17 protein-coding genes and 2 pseudogenes are annotated in these 16,500 nt (G+C 69.6%); 7 read left to right on the top strand and 12 right to left on the bottom strand.

What is annotated here, in order from left to right; translation table 11 throughout:
* Positions 1–95: 95 nt before the first annotated feature.
* Positions 96–599, bottom strand: coding sequence for a hypothetical protein (locus ACIQGV_RS37080; RefSeq protein WP_402503252.1), 504 nt, complete (start codon positions 597–599; stop codon positions 96–98).
* Positions 600–642: 43 nt separating this feature from the next.
* On the opposite strand from ACIQGV_RS37080, the gene ACIQGV_RS37075 reads away from it, so the two are divergent.
* From ACIQGV_RS37075 to ACIQGV_RS37060, 4 genes and pseudogenes are all read left to right on the top strand, one after another.
* Positions 643–981: a DUF5954 family protein gene (locus tag ACIQGV_RS37075; RefSeq protein WP_402503250.1), complete on the top strand. Its 339-nt coding sequence runs from the start codon at positions 643–645 to the stop codon at positions 979–981.
* Positions 982–1,070: 89 nt separating this feature from the next.
* Positions 1,071–1,604: pseudogene (locus ACIQGV_RS37070) on the top strand (Imm21 family immunity protein); the annotation flags it as partial.
* Between the two features lie 116 nt (positions 1,605–1,720).
* Positions 1,721–2,485: an SAVED domain-containing protein gene (locus tag ACIQGV_RS37065; RefSeq protein WP_402503248.1), complete on the top strand. Its 765-nt coding sequence runs from the start codon at positions 1,721–1,723 to the stop codon at positions 2,483–2,485.
* 839 nt (positions 2,486–3,324) lie between these two features.
* On the top strand, positions 3,325–3,858 hold the full coding sequence (locus ACIQGV_RS37060) for a hypothetical protein (RefSeq protein WP_402503246.1): 534 nt from the start codon (positions 3,325–3,327) through the stop codon (positions 3,856–3,858).
* A 34-nt stretch (positions 3,859–3,892) separates the two neighbouring features.
* On the opposite strand, the gene ACIQGV_RS37055 is transcribed toward ACIQGV_RS37060, so the two are convergent.
* Positions 3,893–5,605, bottom strand: a complete 1,713-nt coding sequence (locus ACIQGV_RS37055; protein ID WP_402503244.1) for a SpoIIE family protein phosphatase — start codon at positions 5,603–5,605, stop codon at positions 3,893–3,895.
* Between the two features lie 522 nt (positions 5,606–6,127).
* Here ACIQGV_RS37055 and ACIQGV_RS37050 point away from each other — a divergent pair.
* Positions 6,128–6,559: a hypothetical protein gene (locus ACIQGV_RS37050; protein WP_402503241.1), complete on the top strand. Its 432-nt coding sequence runs from the start codon at positions 6,128–6,130 to the stop codon at positions 6,557–6,559.
* Entirely contained in the window at positions 6,556–7,011 is a 456-nt protein-coding gene (locus ACIQGV_RS37045) for a hypothetical protein (protein ID WP_402503238.1), read from the top strand. The genes ACIQGV_RS37050 and ACIQGV_RS37045 overlap by 4 nt, the downstream gene beginning before the upstream one ends.
* On the opposite strand, the gene ACIQGV_RS37040 is transcribed toward ACIQGV_RS37045, so the two are convergent.
* The 9 genes from ACIQGV_RS37040 to ACIQGV_RS37000 form a co-directional block, all read right to left on the bottom strand.
* On the bottom strand, positions 6,978–7,259 hold the full coding sequence (locus tag ACIQGV_RS37040; protein WP_402503236.1) for a hypothetical protein: 282 nt from the start codon (positions 7,257–7,259) through the stop codon (positions 6,978–6,980). The genes ACIQGV_RS37045 and ACIQGV_RS37040 overlap by 34 nt on opposite strands.
* Before the next feature lie 1,524 nt (positions 7,260–8,783).
* Positions 8,784–9,161, bottom strand: coding sequence for a hypothetical protein (locus tag ACIQGV_RS37035; protein ID WP_402503233.1), 378 nt, complete (start codon positions 9,159–9,161; stop codon positions 8,784–8,786).
* A 27-nt stretch (positions 9,162–9,188) separates the two neighbouring features.
* Entirely contained in the window at positions 9,189–9,590 is a 402-nt protein-coding gene (locus tag ACIQGV_RS37030) for a copper chaperone PCu(A)C (RefSeq protein WP_402503231.1), read from the bottom strand.
* Between the two features lie 724 nt (positions 9,591–10,314).
* Positions 10,315–10,479 (bottom strand): hypothetical protein, encoded by a 165-nt coding sequence (locus ACIQGV_RS37025; protein ID WP_402503228.1) that lies wholly within the window; start codon positions 10,477–10,479, stop codon positions 10,315–10,317.
* A gap of 400 nt (positions 10,480–10,879) precedes the next feature.
* Positions 10,880–11,425: a hypothetical protein gene (locus ACIQGV_RS37020; protein WP_402503226.1), complete on the bottom strand. Its 546-nt coding sequence runs from the start codon at positions 11,423–11,425 to the stop codon at positions 10,880–10,882.
* A 98-nt stretch (positions 11,426–11,523) separates the two neighbouring features.
* Positions 11,524–11,697 carry a hypothetical protein gene (locus tag ACIQGV_RS37015; RefSeq protein ID WP_402503224.1) on the bottom strand — a complete coding sequence of 58 codons (174 nt, stop codon included), beginning with the start codon at positions 11,695–11,697 and terminating at the stop codon, positions 11,524–11,526.
* Positions 11,698–12,499: 802 nt separating this feature from the next.
* The gene (locus ACIQGV_RS37010) at positions 12,500–12,952 is read right to left on the bottom strand and encodes a hypothetical protein (protein WP_402503222.1); all 453 of its coding nucleotides are present in this window, start codon (positions 12,950–12,952) and stop codon (positions 12,500–12,502) included.
* 385 nt (positions 12,953–13,337) lie between these two features.
* Positions 13,338–13,814 carry a hypothetical protein gene (locus tag ACIQGV_RS37005; RefSeq protein ID WP_402503219.1) on the bottom strand — a complete coding sequence of 159 codons (477 nt, stop codon included), beginning with the start codon at positions 13,812–13,814 and terminating at the stop codon, positions 13,338–13,340.
* A 103-nt stretch (positions 13,815–13,917) separates the two neighbouring features.
* Positions 13,918–14,160, bottom strand: coding sequence for a hypothetical protein (locus ACIQGV_RS37000; protein ID WP_402503217.1), 243 nt, complete (start codon positions 14,158–14,160; stop codon positions 13,918–13,920).
* 100 nt (positions 14,161–14,260) lie between these two features.
* Between ACIQGV_RS37000 and ACIQGV_RS36995 the strand changes: the two genes are divergently transcribed.
* Complete coding sequence (locus ACIQGV_RS36995) at positions 14,261–14,737, top strand: hypothetical protein (protein WP_402503215.1); 477 nt, start codon at positions 14,261–14,263, stop codon at positions 14,735–14,737.
* A gap of 1 nt (position 14,738) precedes the next feature.
* On the opposite strand, the pseudogene ACIQGV_RS36990 reads toward ACIQGV_RS36995, so the two are convergent.
* A pseudogene (locus tag ACIQGV_RS36990) lies at positions 14,739–15,958 on the bottom strand (IS110 family transposase).
* Between the last annotated feature and the right edge of the window lie 542 nt (positions 15,959–16,500).

Raw genomic sequence — 16,500 nt, 5'->3', positions numbered from 1 at the left:
CCGCTTCCACAGGCTCAGGAACAAGATCAGCACGCCCCCTGACACGCCCGTTAAGCTCGGAGATCTCCTCGCATCCGACCGGTGCGCCTGGCGCGTTACGGGTTCAACATGACGTAGCCCTCGATGCGCTGGAGGACGTACCCCGCTGAGACGGCGGCGTCGATGCTGGCTTGGGTGGCCACGGTCGCATTGTCCTGGCGACCCTCGTGCCAGTACAGGTACAGCGGTACTCTGCCGGGTCCTGGGGTGGGGTGGATCCACCCCTGGGTGCGGATATAGGTGTAGCCTGCGGCCTGCGCCGCTTCGATGCTGATGATGCTGGCGACGCCGGCGTTGTCCTCCCGGCCTGGGTGCCAGTACAACAGGAGCGGCACGGTGCCGGATTCCGGGTCGACGTAGATCCAGGGCTCGGACCGGATGAACTGGTAGCCGCCTGCGGCGCTTTGGTTGTCGACGGGCGTGGCGGCGGTGAAGTTGTCCCCTCGCTGCCACATCCACCACAGCTTCAGCTGGTATTTGCCTCCGTCCGCATGCGCGGGCGTGCCACCGCTTGGGCCGGCCAGCACTACCACCGCGACCAACGCGACGGCTACCAGCACACGGAGGGGACGTAAGCCTGGACGTGCCTTCCCGGACATCGCCATGCTTGATTGTCTCCGGCCGCGAGGCTTGTCCGCAGTGAAATCAGGCAATTCGACTGGACATGCCTGGTCGAAACGGCGCGTGCCTTGTATGCGGCCTGGCAGCAGGCCGCTGGGCAGCCGGGCTGCTGGCTGCTGTCGCGCGGCTGGAGACCGCGCCGGTCGACGGTCTGGCTGCGGTCGGGGTGCGGTACCGGCCATCCGCGCGGAGGAGTACGCGGTTGCCGGCCCGGACGAGATCGAGGGCCCGCGCCAGACCGACCCCGAACTGCCTGTCCCGGACTGGACCCGCGCCGCCGCGGAACCGCCGATCGACGACGGCCTGAAGGCTGTCCCGTAACTGATGCTTGCCACAGGCGCTGAGCCTTTCCCTGTGCTGGGTTCCATGAGCGTGGGGACGTTGTCAGCGGGTGAAGGCGCACTGACTGCATGATCACCTCTTCATCCACCGCAGACGATGCCTCTGGCCCTTCCCCTGTCTGGGTGGAGTCGATGGGCGGTCCTCTGATCGTTGTCCCCGTCTCCGCCCTGGCCTCCTGGGGCGGTGGGACGGCAGGAAGTGGTCTCATGGCGACAGACGCCGCCGCTCCGGACGACTACGACCGGGCCTGCGCGGTGGACGATCTGGCCGGTTTGATCCCCATCGACGAGAACGGTGCGCAGGCGCTGGTGCTGGCGGACGAGCCGGCGACCAGCTGCTATCTGCCTCAGCACCGAGCGTTCCTGCGGTGGTTTGCCGCGGAATCTGAGGCCGGGCTGAGCGCTGCGGCAGATACTGTCCTCGCAGACCCGGCCACGGTGTGGGAGGAGTGCGGCACCTGGGTCTCGGACGGTCCGGCGGTGCTCATGGACGCCGTCGAAGAGGGTTGCGAGCTGGGCATTGCGTACCCCGACGGAGGGTTGCCTGCCGAGGGAGCGGTCCCGCTGCCCGCCGGCCGCTGGAAGGTCCGCGCCACGCAGATCTGGGTGGGCGAGAAGAACTGGGTCGGCCTGGTCCAGCTTCTGCCTGGCGAATCCTGCCCCGGAACGGGACGCGGACGGCAGGGCCTGCGCCCTGATACGCCCTGCGCGAGGACTCGGTGCAGCACGTCAGTGCCTTCGCCTTCGCCCGCTTGCCGCTGCTGGTCCATTTCGGCTCTCGCCTCGACGACACATTCCACGTCTCCATCTACCAGCGGCATCGCAGCACTGAATCCTGGTGCTGGCCGAGCACTGCGGAAACGACCGTACGCTTCACCACCGATTCTCCCCTCACTCCTTCGCCCAACGCGCCGGAGGGAGTGCTGCTACTGAACATCTCCGCCTCCACCCAGGCAGAAGAACTCCCCGGATCGCTCACCACGCTGCCCCGCTGGACGATCAGCCCGCAAAACCTCACCCCGTCTGTTGACGTCATCAACTCGCTCTCCGCACTCGACGAGTTCACCTCAGCGCTCCGGCTGCTCCTGTCCGAACTGGAAGCCAGCAACAAGAATCTGCAGCGGCTGCACGTACTGGCTGCCGTGCCCGTTTCTGCGGCGGTGGCCCTCGGCCGCGTGCACGATGCCAACGTCCACCCCGGCCTCGTCGTCTACGACCGCACTGACGGCCGATACAGTGCGGCGTTGGAAATCTCGTGGATCCGGGCAGAGACGGGATCGGTGGCCCTCTCCAACAGCGGTCCGCGCCAATCCTCGCCGGGGGCGGCCCTGACAGCACAGGTCTCCAACGAGTTCGATGTCTGGGCTCCCCGACCTCACCGCCCTGATCACCGACAGCGACACCCCGCCGGTCCCGCGCCGCATCTTCACACTGCTGACCGAGCACCACGAGGACCGCATGCCAGGGGTGACCCTGCTCGGTGATGCTGCCAGCCTCAGGAAACCGAACGGTGAAGCGCCGAGCTCGGTGCCAGGGCTTCCGCGCACCCGACGATGATGGCTTCTACTTGATCATGCTGGATGACGACGTGCCCAACAGCATGCTCACCCTGATGATCGCAGCCCGGCAGGATTCGTGGCGCCCGCTACGGCGCACCTGCAGGCTCTCCTCACCCGTCATTCCTTCTCCCCGGTGATCAAAAGCTGCGAGGGTAAGCCTACGACTCGGAGCCGAGGAAGAGGAGACACCTGCCTTGATCATCCTCGACGCGAACATCCTCAAGTCGACGTCGCTGCGCGGGTCGGGCACCGGCCACGCGTCGGCGGCGGGGAAGGAATCGAAGGCCAGGGCTATCGTGCTCACCTGTCCCCGGAAGCTCCTGCGCTGCGCGAGGCTTCCGGCGAAGTGTCTCGCCGAGGACGAGACCAGCGCGGAAGCCGGTGTGCGACATGCCCTCGGTACCTCCACCGTACTCCCGTGCGCCCCGACCGTCGGGAAGGGGACGGAACCGCCGTACCCGCCTCGGCGTTCTCGTCCACCGTCGGTACCGAAGGGGGGCGCGGCCGCGGGAGTACGGTTGAAGACACCGAGGGCGTCGCGCGCCGACTCCGACACCGGTGCCGCTCTCGGCGACCGACGACGCCGGGCCGGGTCCGTCCGTGCCCGAAGCAGGGCTTGCCTCATGACCGTGAACGTGTCGGCTGCGCCGACGACCACAGAACTTCTCGGGCGTCCCGCCGGTTCGCACCCGCCCGCGACGCGGAAGCCCGGCCCGAGGCCGGAACGGGGTTCCTCGCCCCGGGAAGGGCAACGCGTCCGCCCGTTGACCCGGCGTCAGATCGAGGACCATATGCAGGAACTGGGCGATCTGTACGCGGAGACGTCCGGCGGCGGCCCCTGGGCGTGGAACCAAGCCCGCAGCGCCTTCCTGCGGCGGCTTGCGGCCGACGCACGGCGACCGGGATTCGAGCTGCTGATCGCGGAGACCACCACGCTGACCGGTTGCGCCTACGGTTTCCCCGTAGGCGGCGACGGCCCCTGGTGGGAGGGCTTCGACGGATACCTTCCCGGGCGGCTGCTCCGGCTGGCCGCCTCCGGGCGACTCTTCGTGATCTCCGGGATCCACGTTCCCTCCCGGGTAAGCAGGCAGAACCAGGACCGTGCCTGGAACCTCGCCCGGCGCCTGCAGAAACGGCTGCTCACCGACCACGGTGCCGCCGTCGCCATCACGCTGGTGAAGCGCTCCGACCACAGGACCGCCGAGGCGCTGCGGTCCTGGGGATGGCGGTACATCGAAGGCGACACACCGCGGGCGGCCCCGCTCGGCCCGATCCGCGTCCTGGTCCTCGACACCTGAGCCCCCGGCCCCCGCCTCACCGCGGTCACCGCCTTCAGGGCGACGGCAGACGCAGGGCGAGGAGGGCCACGTCGTCGGTGCTGCCGGGCGGCATACGAGCGGGCAGTTGGTCGCACAGCGTGTCCAGCGGTTCGTGGGCGAGAGCGAGGGCGTGGCGGCGCAGACGGGCGAGGCCGGTGTCCAGGTCGCTGCCGGGGATCTCGATCAGGCCGTCGGTGTAGAGCAGCAGGGTGGAACCCGGCGGCAGGGACTGCGCGGCGCTCGGCCGGCTGCCGCCGGTGCCCGGAGGGGCGCCGAGGAGGAGTCCCTGTCCGGCTTCGAGGTACTGCGCCTGTCCGTCCTGGGTCAGCAGGAGGGGCGGCGGATGTCCCGCGTTGGTCCACCGCAGCGTCCACGGGCCGGTGTGCGGGTCGCCTTCGAGCAGGGCGAGGACGAGGGTGGCCATGGGGACGGTGGTGATGGCGGGCATGGCGTCGTCGAGGTGGTCGACGACGGCACCGGGTGGACCGGTGTGGTCCCAGGCCAGTGAACGCAGGATGCCGTGCAGTTGCGCCATTCCGGCCGCCGCGGTCAGGTCGTGGCCCAAGACATCACCGATGACCAGCGCGAGCGCGCCGTCCTTCCGCTCGAACGCGTCGTACCAGTCGCCGCCCACCTGGGAACCGGCCGGGGCGGGCTGGTAGCGGGCGGCCAGCCGCAGGCGGCCGGGCTGAGGCGGTGGGGCGAGCAGGTTGCGCTGCATGGCCTCGGCGACGGCGCGCTGACGGCCGAACCGCCGTGCGTTGTCGATGACCAGGCCGACCCGGCGGCCGATGTCGCTCACGACGTCCAGGTCGTCGCTGTCGAACGGGTGCTCCGGGTCCGTGCGTACCACCGTCAGGGCGCCGGTGATCTGTCCTCGGGGGCCGAGCGGCACCGTGATGGCCGACGTCGAGCCCACCGTCCGCAGGAAGTCGTCATGGACGGCGGCCAGGGGAGAGGCAGGCGGTGCGGACGGATCGGCCTCCCGCTGCAGTACGGGATCAGCGCCGTTGAGCACCTGGACGAGCGGTGAGTGATCTCCCTCCCCTGCCTCGGTAAGGCGCTGACGTCCGCCCTCCAGTCCGGCCTCCCGGCCCGCGGGACCGGTCACCGCCACCCGGTGGACCTGCCCGGAACCGACCAGGAGATCCACCGCCGCCCAGTCGGCGACGCGGGGAACCAACAGGCGGCCCAGCCGGACGAGAGCCTCATCGATCTCCAGGGTCTGACCGAGCACGTCGGTGATCTCCGCGACCAGCGTCAGCCGCTCGGTGAGGTCCTCCAGAGCACGCGTGTAGGCTGCACGCTCCCGACGCGCGCTGCGCTCGCCGGCGGTGTCGGTGAACAGCACGGCCATGCCGATGAAGGCGCCCTCGTCTGTCACGGGAGAAGCGGACCAGGACATCGCGATCAGGCGACCGTCACCGCGCAGACAGACGTCACCCTCCCCGTGTGCCTCGGACCTCTCGGCCATGGCCCGCAGCAGCGGGCACTGCTCCCGGGGGACCCTGCCACCGTGCGCATCCCGGTGCAGCAGGTCGTGTGCGTCCTCCCCACGCATCGCCGGGGCGGCGCGGCCGAACAGCCGCTCGGCCGCCGGATTGACCGCGAGGATCCGTCCAACGGGATCCACCACGACCAGGGTCGTGCCCAGTTGCCCGACGACCAGCTGCCAGAAGCCCCTCTCGGCCGCCTGGCTCCCCTCGTCTCCCGCACCGCTCACCATGCCACCGCCTCCGTCAGGGAAACCCTCGCCGAAGCCCGCAGGCGCATCGGGGGACCGACACACCAGTGGATCGATATTCCCCCGACTCGACGGATCAGCTCGGCGACATCGCGTGGCCGTTCCCCCCCGGCGCCAGACGCTGCGACCACCCTGCTGAGGCGCGGGCTCAGGTTGCCGGAACGACTCCCCTCGTGAAAGCGGCTTCTGCTTGAGCGGGTGAGGGTGACGGGAATCGAACTCGCCCTCCAGCTTGAGAAGTACCGCTTGGGCAGGTCAGGGGCCCTGACCTGCGCCTACGCGGTCCGGGGCCAGAGGGCGACAGCCTGGATCGCACCGCCTCTGGCCGCGTCGGATCGAATCTGTCTGCAACTCGCCCGGAATCGTTGCCTCAGGGACGACGGTTCCGGGGAGGGAGGCATGGGACCGATCCCCGTTGTCCCTACGGCCTGTCGGGCTTGTTCGAGGAGTACGTTACCGAGGATATTTCGACACCCCGCGCCCGACCTGGCGCAGGGCGAAGGTGTGCCGGGTAATGATCGTCACCGACAACGGACGGGCACGAGCTGTGTCCGGCCGCGTCCGGGACGAACCCACGCACCACGGGTCAGCGACCGGGCCGACGCCACCCTGCGGCACCTCGCCCGCTACTGGGAAACGTTCCGGCGGAAGGACGACCCGAAGCGGTCCCCGGCCATCGCCGCCCTCGAGGCCGTTCTGCACGAGGGGCGCCCGGCCCGCATCCACGTCACCTACGACGGACCCGCCACCGTCGACGGTCGCCTCATCCCCGGCGCCCGCGAGCAGTTCTCCACCATCATCCTCGCCCGGGTCAGCGCCGGGATGTGGCAGCGGCTCGCCCCGATAGTCGACCTCGCCCCCAGAGCAGCCCGCTCCCGGGCCGTGTCCATGTCGTCCGGGACGGCGACGCCCACCCCGCTCAGGTGCCGCTGGTGACCGGTGTCTTCATGCGGGAGCTGGGGATGCCCCAGGCGGAGGCAGCCCAGGTGATGGGGGCGGCGACGGCGACGGTGGGCGTCCATGCCCACCGGGCAATCAAGGCACTGCGGGTGGCGCTGGTCGGTGTAGGGATGGCCTTGGTCTCGTGGGCTACCGGGAGCATCGCCATGGGCGAGCGGGAGATTGTCCCGGCATCGGGGGCCGAAAGCACACCGGCCGTGTATGCCGTGACGATGAGCTTGCTCATCATGATCGGTTTGGTCAGTGTCATGCTGGGATGGGCGCTGATCAGGCCCGGCTGGTTCCGTCTGAGCTTATGGGATTTGCTCTTTCCTGGAGGTTTTGCGGATCCGGGCGCCCTTGGCGCTCGGCCAGGTCAACGCCAGCGCGACAATGCCCGCTTCAGCCGTCGCCACTACGGCTCCCGGCCGCACGGGCGGGTGCCGTAGCGGCGGCCGTGCAGATGGAAGAACTTCGGGCCGCTGTTGCGGGTGTTCAGGGTGCGGATGCTGCCCGGTTCTAGGACGGTGTGGGGGTGGTGGCCGTCGGCGGCGCTGGCGGGGTGGTCAGCCATGGGGTACTCCTTGCCGATGTTGGAGGGGGCTTCCAGGGTGGGGGCCTGGTAGACGTCGCGTTGGGCGGTCGGGCCGTCGTCCGGGCACGGGATCACGGTCCGGGACAGTGCGCTGGTGTCCATGGGGTGCAGTCTCCGGTCGCGTGGGCGCCAGCCGCAGGTGCGAGGCCGGGGTGCGGCGGCGGACGTGGCGATCAGGACGGTGCCGCGCGTGCAGCCCTCCAGTGCGAGGATGCGTTGGTGGTGTCTGATGCCGAGTGGGCCGGGATTCGGAGGGGTCTGCGCTTCGGGCAGGTTCTTGAGGGCAGGGTGGTGGGGGTTCCTCGGCCGGGTGCGATCGGGGTCTTCGTTGATGTCGGTCTGGGTGTCGGGGGTTTCGTCGACGTGCTGTTGCTTCCGGAGCGGAGTGCTGACTGGCCGGTGGTAGGCACGGTCGCTGATTTCGAGGTCTGGTGGGCTGACAGCCGTCGGCAGATTCGGCTCAAGCCGTCCGAGGCTCGGTATCTGCGCAGCGACTTCACAGTCTTCGTGGAGCGTTTCCGTCCGACGTGGTCGTCCGAGGTCGGTCGGCCTGTTCGTGATCCTGGGCCCCCGGCTCTCGATGGGGTGCGGTCCGTGCTGCGTTCTGATGGTCCGTCGGCCGGTCCTGCGTGAGCTGGGGTGAGGCACCGGCTGTTGTGTGGCGGGGGCTGGTGGTGTGCCGTGAACAGGGCCGGGTGGTGTGGGTGCGGGAGCCGTCGGCGGTGGCGGCGGGGCGGTCAGCCAGGGGACTGTTCCTCGTCGGTGTCGGGGGTGGGGGAGGCACCGGTGTTTGGTAGGCGTCGCGATGGACGGCCGGGGTGTCGCCTGGGCACGGGATCACAGCCCGGGTCAGGGCGGTGGTGTTCATGGGGTGGAGCCACCGGTCGCGTATGGGTCCAGCCGCGGGCGCGGGCCCGGGGCTGGGCGGCGGAGGTGGCGATGAGCACGGTGTGGCGGGTGCAGCCTTCCAGTGCGAGGACCGGCAGCGGGAACAGGGCGCCGAAGGTGCGCCGGTCGAGGACGGCGCCGGGCACGTGCTGATGCACAGCTCGGCTTGGGCCTGGACGTGTGCGGCATCGGAGCGTTCGCCGATGGCGTGGAGGGTGTGGGTGCCCTTGCCGAGGGCCTGGACCAGACCGTCGATGGCGTGCACGGCGGGCACGGCCTTCGTGCCGGACCGGGCGGGCCGGGGTGCCACGATGCCCGCGGCAGTTCTCTTCCGCCCGCCGGCTGCGGGTGCGGTACGAGAGAGCGCAGACGGTTGCGCTCCCCGAGCGTCAGCCGGTGCATCATGGCGGCGTCTGCGAGTCGGCCGCAGCCGGCCCACCCGCCCGGACGGTGCCCGGAGCGCTGTGAGCGCCGCTGGGCGGGCAGAAAGTCGGCTTCGGCCTGAGCGGGCGGGCAGGTGTTCGTCGGTGTCGGTGTCGGTGTCGGTGTCGGTGGTGCGGGTCGGGCCGCTGTGTGACAGGGGCGGTGCGTGGCGGGGGGCCGTGGAGGCCGGCCGGCACCACCGGTGGCGGCTGCACTGGGTGCGGGCGGGTGGTGGTTGGGGGCTGGTCTGTGAGGGTGCCGGGGCGGGGGTCGGGTGGCCGTGGCGGCTGGTCGGGTGGGGTGGTGGGGTGGGGGTTATTTTTCGAGGGTGATGTCGGTGAAGGAGATGGCGAAGGCGTCCGGGTCGTCGTCTTCGTCGAGGTGGTAGCTGGCGCTGGCCCAGGCGTCGGTGAGGCGGATGCGTGGCGTGTGGGGGTCGGCGGGGTTGCCGGCGATGAGGACGACGTCCTGGTGGGTGGCGGTGTTCTCGACGGCTTCGATCCAGGCGGTGGTGGCCGGGTGGCGGGTATCGCCGCGGGTGAGGATGACGTCGCCGTAGAGGGGGACGGGGGCGTGGGGGTCGGCGGTGACGAAGGTGTCGATGTCGATTTCGGTGCCGACGACGGTGAGTTTGGTGACGGAGTGGAGTGGTTCGGTCCGGTCATTGCCGAGGTCGAGATGGTAGGTGGTCATGTGGGGGGCTCCTGGGGGGTGGGCGGTTCAGTACAGCTCGGGTGAGGTGCGGACGGGCATCTTGACCTTGAAGACCTTGCCGTCGTCGAGGAAGTAGATGACGCGGGCATTGTCGCCGGGGGTGATCAGGCGGGTCGGCTTCTCGAACATGAGGTGGTAGAAGCCCGGTGTCATGGCGAGTTCGCCCTCGGCGGGGATGGTGAGGGTGGTGAAGTCGACCTTCTCCATCCTCGTACTCTCGGAGTCGGTCACGGTCTTGTATGCCGTGATCGACTTGTAGTCAGGGCTGATGACCTTGGTGATCGTGTAGCGCCTCTGGGCGGAGTTCTTGAACGTGATGTAGCCCGCGGCGGGCAGGGCGTTCGGCAGCCAGCGGACCCAGACGGAGTTCCTCACGGCCGTGATGTCGGTGGTGACCGGTGTCTTCATGCGAGGGTCTTCCTTCCCTGGGGCGTGCCTCGCCCCTTCATGGACCAGCACACGGTGCGGCCGGGCACTGTGCAATGCGGCGGGCGGTGAAGTCATCCGATCTGGGGGCAGCACTTGCTCCTTGCAGTGGCGTGGCCTGGCCTGCATGTTTCTCGCCCGGCTTCGGGCCGCTGACGGTCCGGAGCGGTCAGCGCGTAGCAGGCGCGCCGGAGACCGGCCGGGATTCCCGGACGGCGCGTGCCCGGCCACGGGCTCCGGCCGGGCGGGCGGTGGCCTGGGGATGGTCGGTGACGGTGTCGCGGTACAGGGTGAGGCTGCGGTAGCCGGTGCGGCCGTGTGCGGGGCGGGGCAGGGCGTGGTCGGGGGTGGTGTCGCCGGGTCCGGGGCCGGCGCTCAGGAGGGCCGCTCGGAGTGGCGTTCAAGCGGGCGCTGCGGTCAACGGTTGTGGCGGTCTCTGCCGACGATGCTGGCGGCTGCTGGGCGTGCGGCCGGGGCGGGTGTCGGTGGGAGTCGCTGCGCTGGCCCGGTGGGACGGGTCTGGGTCCGTGTCTCTGTGTGTCAGGAGTTGTGACAGCCGAGGTCGAGGATGTCGGCAAGGAGACGCTCGTGGAGCGGGCTGAGCTTCACACTGCGGTCACGTCCGTGGAACGGGTGCGGGGCAGATCGGGGAAGGCGTCCTCCCAGACCTCCCGAGGTAGGGGCTGACCAGGCGGCGCAGAACAGGTCACTGTTCGCTCAGCAGCCGGTGGTGCAGGAAGGTCGCCAGATCCTCGCGCAGGCCCTCGGCGAGGACGGTCCGGTAGAGCGTCATGCGGGACTTCGGGCGGTCCAGGCTGGAGCTCGCCCGTCCGGACCAGACGATGGCGCTTGAGCGGCGATGCTCTGCCATCGATGGCACACCGCGACAACTGTGAGGACCTCAGACCGAGGCGCCTCGTCGGCGGCCTGTCTCCCTCGGCGAGCGGCACGCAGAAGCGGCCGTACGAGTCCTCTGGAGCGACTGACCCCGCCTCCGTACGCCCAGGGCGCCCCGCCTTGCCCGAATCCTTCCCAACTCCGGATGTTGCCGGAGCCCAGACCTTGGCCGGGGCCTGCGGGCTGTGTGGGCGGGCCATGCGTTGTCTTGGGGCGGAGGAGGGCTGCATGTTGTGTGTGGCCCGGGAAGGCCCTGGGGGCGCTCTGCTGCGCTGCGGGCGTGCTGCAGGGCCTCGGGCCGGCGCGCCGTCCTGGCGCGCTGCGGGGTGGCTTCAGTTCCCCGTGGGTGGCCGTTTCCTGTGTGCAGCGTGAGGTCAGCCTCGGCGGTGTTCGCCCCACCAGGGCAGGATCGGAGGCAGGTCGCTGAGCCCGCGGGCCGGCCGCTTGGGCATGGGCGACTCCCCGTCGTCCCCGTCCCAGCGGCGCGCGTATTGGTCCGGGAGGCTGCCCCATCCCCGGTAGGGAACGGGGCGGTCGGGGCTCTGGCCGAGCTCGTCGAGGGGATCGATACGCCGCTCGGCAACCGTGCACAGGTGCGCCCAGTCATCACCCATGTCGAAGACATAGGCGAACTGTTCGCCGGCCTGCAGCCTGCTCAGCTTCGTCGTATGGCCGTCCACGGTGTCCTGCGGGGCCTCGCCGTCCCACCAGTGAAGCGGGCTGACATGTGTGCCCTCGGACAACGTGAACAGATGTAGGTGGGCCAGGTCCCAGCGCCCGAAGGCGAGATCGATGGCCGAGGCGAGCTGGGCGAAGGAGTGTGACCGCGCGGCCGCGAACACCCGCCCGGGGCGCGGCCACAGGTCCGCACCGTGCCCGGAGACCAGCTCAACCCGGATCGACAGCCACGTACGTGCCACGTCCACAACCCCCTGTACACCAGATCCGCGAGTCGGCATCGAGGCTACTGAGTGTGGCTACCGCCCGGGGAATCGAGCTGGCCGTTCGCGGGGGAACCTTACTGGCCTTCGTCAGGGGTGGACTGGTCCCGGTGGCGGGTGCCGGCGGGGTCGGTGTCGGTGCAGGTGTCTGTGGAGGTTTGGAGGGCGAGGGCCTGGCAGGCATCCCGCTGGACGGCCGGCCCGTCGTCCGGGCACGGGATCAGGGCCGGGGGCAGGGCGGTGGCGTCCATGGGGTGCAGTCTCCGGTCGCGTGGGCGCCAGCCGCAGGTGCGGGGGCGGGGTGCGGCGGGGGACGTGGCTACCGGGGCGCTGCCGTGCATGGCTCGCTGAGGGTGAACATGATGGCGTCGACCGCGCTCCTGAGGGGGTGGTGGGTGGGGCGTTCGGGGGCGGTTGTGCGGGGGCTGCCGGTTTCTGTGTGGGGGAGAGGATGTGTTCGTGGTGTCTGATGCCGAGTGGGTTGGGATGCGGAGGGGTCTGCGCTTCGGGCAGGTTCTTGAGGGCAGGGTGGTGGGGGTTCCTCGGCCGGGTGCGATCGGGGTCTTCGTTGATGTCGGTCTGGGTGTCGGGGGTTTCGTCGACGTGCTGTTGCTTCCGGAGCGGAGTGCTGACTGGCCGGTGGTAGGCACGGTCGCTGATTTCGAGGTCTGGTGGGCTGACAGCCGTCGGCAGATTCGGCTCAAGCCGTCCGAGGCTCGGTATCTGCGCAGCGACTTCACAGACTTCGTGGAGCGTTTCCGTCCGACGTGGTCGTCCGAGGTCGGTCGGTCCGATGGTGATCCTGGGTCTCTGGCTCTCGATGGGGTGTGGTCCGTGCTGCGTTCTGATGGGCCTGCCGGTCCTGCGTGAGCTGGGGGGAGGCGCCGGCGGTTGTGGCGGGCGGGGGGCGCTGTGGTTACCCGTGACAGGGCCGCGTGGTGTGGGTGCGGGAGCCGTCGGCGGTGACGGAGGGGCGGTCAGCCATGGCGGTACTCTGCGTCGCCGTCTGTGCTGGCCGGGTGGGACGGGTCTGGGTCCGTGTCTCTGTGTGTGTCAGGGGTTGTCGGGGGGCTGGGCTGGCTTTTTGATTCCTACGGCCAATGTTGCGGCTCCGACTCCGGCTGTGATCAGTGCTGCGACTGAGGTGATGATCGCGGGGAGGTCGCTTCCGGTCCCGCCTGCGGCGTCGTTCGTGGCTCTGATTATCTGGACTGTTTCGGTGACGGTTACGGTCGCAGCCGCGGGGAGAGGCGGCTCGGGCGGGTGGTTGCTTTCCTCGCCGGTGGTGGTGGGAGAGCCGGCTTCGTCGCTCTCGGTGGGGCTGCTGCTCGGCATGTCCGTCCGGCTGCTGGTGGCAGCGCCGTCCTTGGTCCCGGTCGGGGTGCTGCTCGCTGTGACTGTGGGATTGGTGGTCGGGGTGGTGGGCGGCAGTGTCGTGCTGTCCGGTCGATCGTTGCTGAGGGCGTTGAAGACGACCGCGGCGAGCAGGGCGATGCCCAGGCACATCAGGGCGGCTCCGGTCCGTACCAGGCGTGATCGTCGTGTCTGGCCGTGTTTGGGGTTGTCCCGCGATGGCCGGCGCGCGGGTTCGCGGTGCGTCACTCTTCCAGGGTGCGACGCCATCTCGGGCCGTGCGAGACGACACGGCGTCGGGGTGGCGTGGACATGCAGGGCTGTGGCTGCTCGGGCCTTGCTGGCGTGCTGCGGCCGGGGACAGGCGGAGCGGTCCCGGTGCGGCGGGAAGAACATGAGGAGCCCTTGTGTGCCGCCCGTGCGCACGGGGTCGGCGGGCGTGGGGACGGTTAGGGCCGGACGGGCTTCGGGTCCGTTGTCTCCTTGAAGAATCTGGCTGGGGTCTGCCCGCGCCCCACGGTAGGGGACGCTGGGTGCCTTAGTCCTCGTCGGTGTCGGGGGGTGGGGGAAGCACTGGTGCTTGGTAGGCGTCGGGCTGGAGGGCCGGGCCGTCGTGCGGGCACGGGATCAGGGCCTGGGTCAGGGCGGTGGTGTTCATGGGGTGGAGCCACCGGTCGCGTATGGTCCAGCCGCATGCACGGGGCTGAGGTGCTGCGGCGGATGTGGCCACCAGCACGGTGTGGCGGGTGCAGCCTTCCAGCGCGAACACAAGCAGTGCGAAGAGTGCGTCGAGGGCGTGCTGGTCGAGGATGGCGAGGTCGGTCGGGCAGGCGCCGATGCACAGGTCGGCCTCGGCCTGCGCGAACGCTGTGTCGTTGTGTTCGCCGATGGCGTGGAGGGTGTGGGTGCCCTCGCCGAGGGCCTGGATGAGGGCGCTGACCGCGTGAACGGTGCGGTGGACGGCGGCCAGAATGTCCGTGTCGGGCTGGGCATGCCAGGGGTCCGGGATGCTCACGGCAGTTCCTTTCTCCGCCCCCGCCCCCGCCCCTGCCGGTGCAGCGGTGCAGCGGTGCGGTGGTGCGGTACCCGGCAAGAGTGGGTGGTGGGGCGGTGGGCGGTCAGTACAGACGGCCGATCAGGTCGGCGGTGGTCTGCCCGGTGGTGGTGGGGAGGTGGGTGCTGTTGCCGGTGGTGTCGTTGCGCAGGTACAGGGTCCCGGCCTCGCAGATGCCGAGGGTGAACAGGATTCGGTCGGGGGGCTCAGGTGCCCGGTCACGCCCCAGGGCTGCGCAGGCTACGCGGGCGATGTCGTACGGGTTGTGGGGGAAGGTCTTGGGCTGCTCGCTGTAGGTCCCGGGCATAAGGGATTGCTCCTTCGCGTGAGCGGGGGGGGTGCCCCTATGTCTTTGGCCAAGGGAAACGAGGGTGCGTCGGGGTAGGGGAGCCGGGCAGCATGGCGGGGTGGCTGATCTGCTGTGGGATGACGTGAGTTCTTTCTTCGACCCGGACTCGATGGGGGCGCTGCCGGACGTGCGTGTTCCGGATGTCTCCGTGGAGGGCTGGCAGGCGGTCCTTGATCTTGTCGCGGAGAAGGGCTGGAAGTGCCAGTACTCGGAGGGAGGGACGGTGCTTCCGGTGCCCCGGGCGGAGGTCGTGCTGTCCCGCCCGGTGGATGCCGAGTGTCCGAACCTGCGGGTCTGGCCGACTGCTGATGTGCTGGCGATCTTCCGCTTCCTTGACGATGAGGTCGTCGACTTCGACGTCGATCTGCGGGAGTTGCAGGGGCAGGAACGACTCGATGTGTTGTGCGGCTTTCTCCGGGAGATCGGGCGGCGGTTGGGCAGACCGGTGCTGATGGACGGGGAGGGTGCCTATGGCCATCCGATCCTCGGCTTCGATGTCGAGACTGATCGAGTCGTCCTTCTCATGGAGCCGTAGGTCAAGCGGCTGAGCCCGATTGCTGAGGTTCGTAGAAGGTGCCGTCGCGGAGCATGGCGAAGAGGACGTCGGCTCGGCGTCTGGCGAGGCAGAGCAGGGCCTGGGTGCGGTGTTTGCCCTGGGCGATCTTCTTGTCGTAGTAGGCCCGCGAGACTGGGTCACCCAGGGCGGCGAACGCAGAGAGAAAGAAGGCTCGTTTGAGCTGCTTGTTTCCCCTCCGGGAAGGCTGTTCTCCGCGGATCGAGGACCCCGAGTTCCGGGTCGCCGGGGCGAGACCCGCGTAGGCGGCGAGGTGGCCGGCCGTTGGGAAGGTGCTGCCGTCGCCGACCTCGATCAGGATGCGGGCTCCGGTCCTGACATCGACTCCTGGCATCGAGGTCAGGACCTTGGAAAGAGGGTGGGCCTCCAGTAGTTCCTCGATCCGCCCGGCCAAGAGCTTGCGCTGGTCGAGGACGGCCGTCAGGGATGTGGCGAGACTCGGAACGATCAGCGCGGCCGCTTCAGTTCCTGGTACCGTCACGGTCTGCTCGTCCAGGGCGGCGAGGATCTCCTCGACCAGCCGCTCGGCCATCCTTGGCGCCTTCGGCCGCAGCAGCGTGACCAGCCGCCGTCGGCCGGCCTTGCGTATCTGGGCCGGCGACCCGAACCGTTCCAGCAGGGTGAGGACGGCTGGATGCTGCAACCGCGGTCCCAGGACCCGTTCCAGCGACGGATGGATCTGGGTGAGCAGGCCGTGCAGCCGGTTGGCGACCCGGGTCGCTTCCCCGGCCAGGTCGTCGTCGAAGCCGACGATCATCTCCAGTTCGGCGATCGTCTCGTCCTCGCCGTCGATCGCCCGCAGCGTGTGGGGCATCGCGCGGGCGGCGTCGGCGATGATGAACGCGTCCCTGGCGTCCGTCTTGGCCTCGCCCGGGTAGAGGTCGGCGATCCGCCGCATCGTCAGCCCGGGCAGATAGGCGACCGGGCAGCCCATGGGACCTGTCCCCATGTCCCTGGCGACCGCCAGCGGCAGGGCGCCGATCGAGGCCGGCTGGTCGACGACGACCAGCACCGTTCCGTGCTTGGCCTTCAGCTTGGCGAACAGTTCGCGGAGCTTGGGTTCGGTGTTGGGCAGGCGCTTGTCGAAGGCTTTCTTGCCGGCCGGGGTGAGGCGGTGGCGTGGTGTTCGCCCTTGCCGACGTCCAGGCCGAGGAAGACGTCGATGTCGCCGGTGTCGATCACGTGCAGGCCCCTCCATCACGCTTTCGTCCGGCCTTGCCTGGGCACCGAGCTGCCACATCCACGTTACGGAGAGCTCTTCCGGTTCGGGTGAAGCCGGTGCTCAAGCCCCTCATCAGCGGTCCGTCGATGCCTCCGGACCCGGTGACACCACCCCCCGGATCATCAACAACAGGAGGGGGAAGTCATGCCGGACCCGAAGGCCGGAGGCCCCATTGCGGAGCCGCGAAAACGGTAACGGGGGAGGCACCGGTGTTTGGTAGGCGTCGCGATGGACGGCCGGGGTGTCGCCTGGGCATGGGATCACAGCCCGGGTCAGGGCGCTGGTGTTCATGGGGTGGAGCCACCGGTTGCGTAGGGTCCAGCCGCGGGCGCGGCGAGAGCGAGGCGGCGCTGCGACACGTACGCCGCCTCGCTGGCCCGTAGGAGGGACCCTTCCGCGGGTCGGCCTGAACCGTTCCGGGTTCGGTAGGGACTCGATCATTTGAGAGGATCGAGTCATGGCACGTCCTTCCCAGTACCCGCTTGAGCTGCGCCGTCGTGCG

Origin of the sequence: Streptomyces sp. NPDC093094 (genome assembly GCF_044754345.1) — a bacterium.
GTDB lineage: Bacteria > Actinomycetota > Actinomycetes > Streptomycetales > Streptomycetaceae > Streptomyces.
The sequence above is the reverse complement of the archived record's forward strand: the minus strand, read 5'-3'. Positions and strand labels throughout refer to the sequence as shown.

Coding starts and splice junctions, on each gene's coding strand:
- ACIQGV_RS37025 (WP_402503228.1), bottom strand. CDS start 10,479: ATGGCAGAGCATCGCCGCTCAAGCGCCATCGTCTGGTCCGGACGGGCG.
- ACIQGV_RS37075 (WP_402503250.1), top strand. CDS start 643: ATGCTTGATTGTCTCCGGCCGCGAGGCTTGTCCGCAGTGAAATCAGGC.
- ACIQGV_RS37040 (WP_402503236.1), bottom strand. CDS start 7,259: ATGGACACCAGCGCACTGTCCCGGACCGTGATCCCGTGCCCGGACGAC.
- ACIQGV_RS37055 (WP_402503244.1), bottom strand. CDS start 5,605: ATGGTGAGCGGTGCGGGAGACGAGGGGAGCCAGGCGGCCGAGAGGGGC.
- ACIQGV_RS37035 (WP_402503233.1), bottom strand. CDS start 9,161: ATGACCACCTACCATCTCGACCTCGGCAATGACCGGACCGAACCACTC.
- ACIQGV_RS37015 (WP_402503224.1), bottom strand. CDS start 11,697: ATGGACGCCACCGCCCTGCCCCCGGCCCTGATCCCGTGCCCGGACGAC.
- ACIQGV_RS37030 (WP_402503231.1), bottom strand. CDS start 9,590: ATGAAGACACCGGTCACCACCGACATCACGGCCGTGAGGAACTCCGTC.
- ACIQGV_RS37010 (WP_402503222.1), bottom strand. CDS start 12,952: ATGTGCCTGGGCATCGCCCTGCTCGCCGCGGTCGTCTTCAACGCCCTC.
- ACIQGV_RS37000 (WP_402503217.1), bottom strand. CDS start 14,160: ATGCCCGGGACCTACAGCGAGCAGCCCAAGACCTTCCCCCACAACCCG.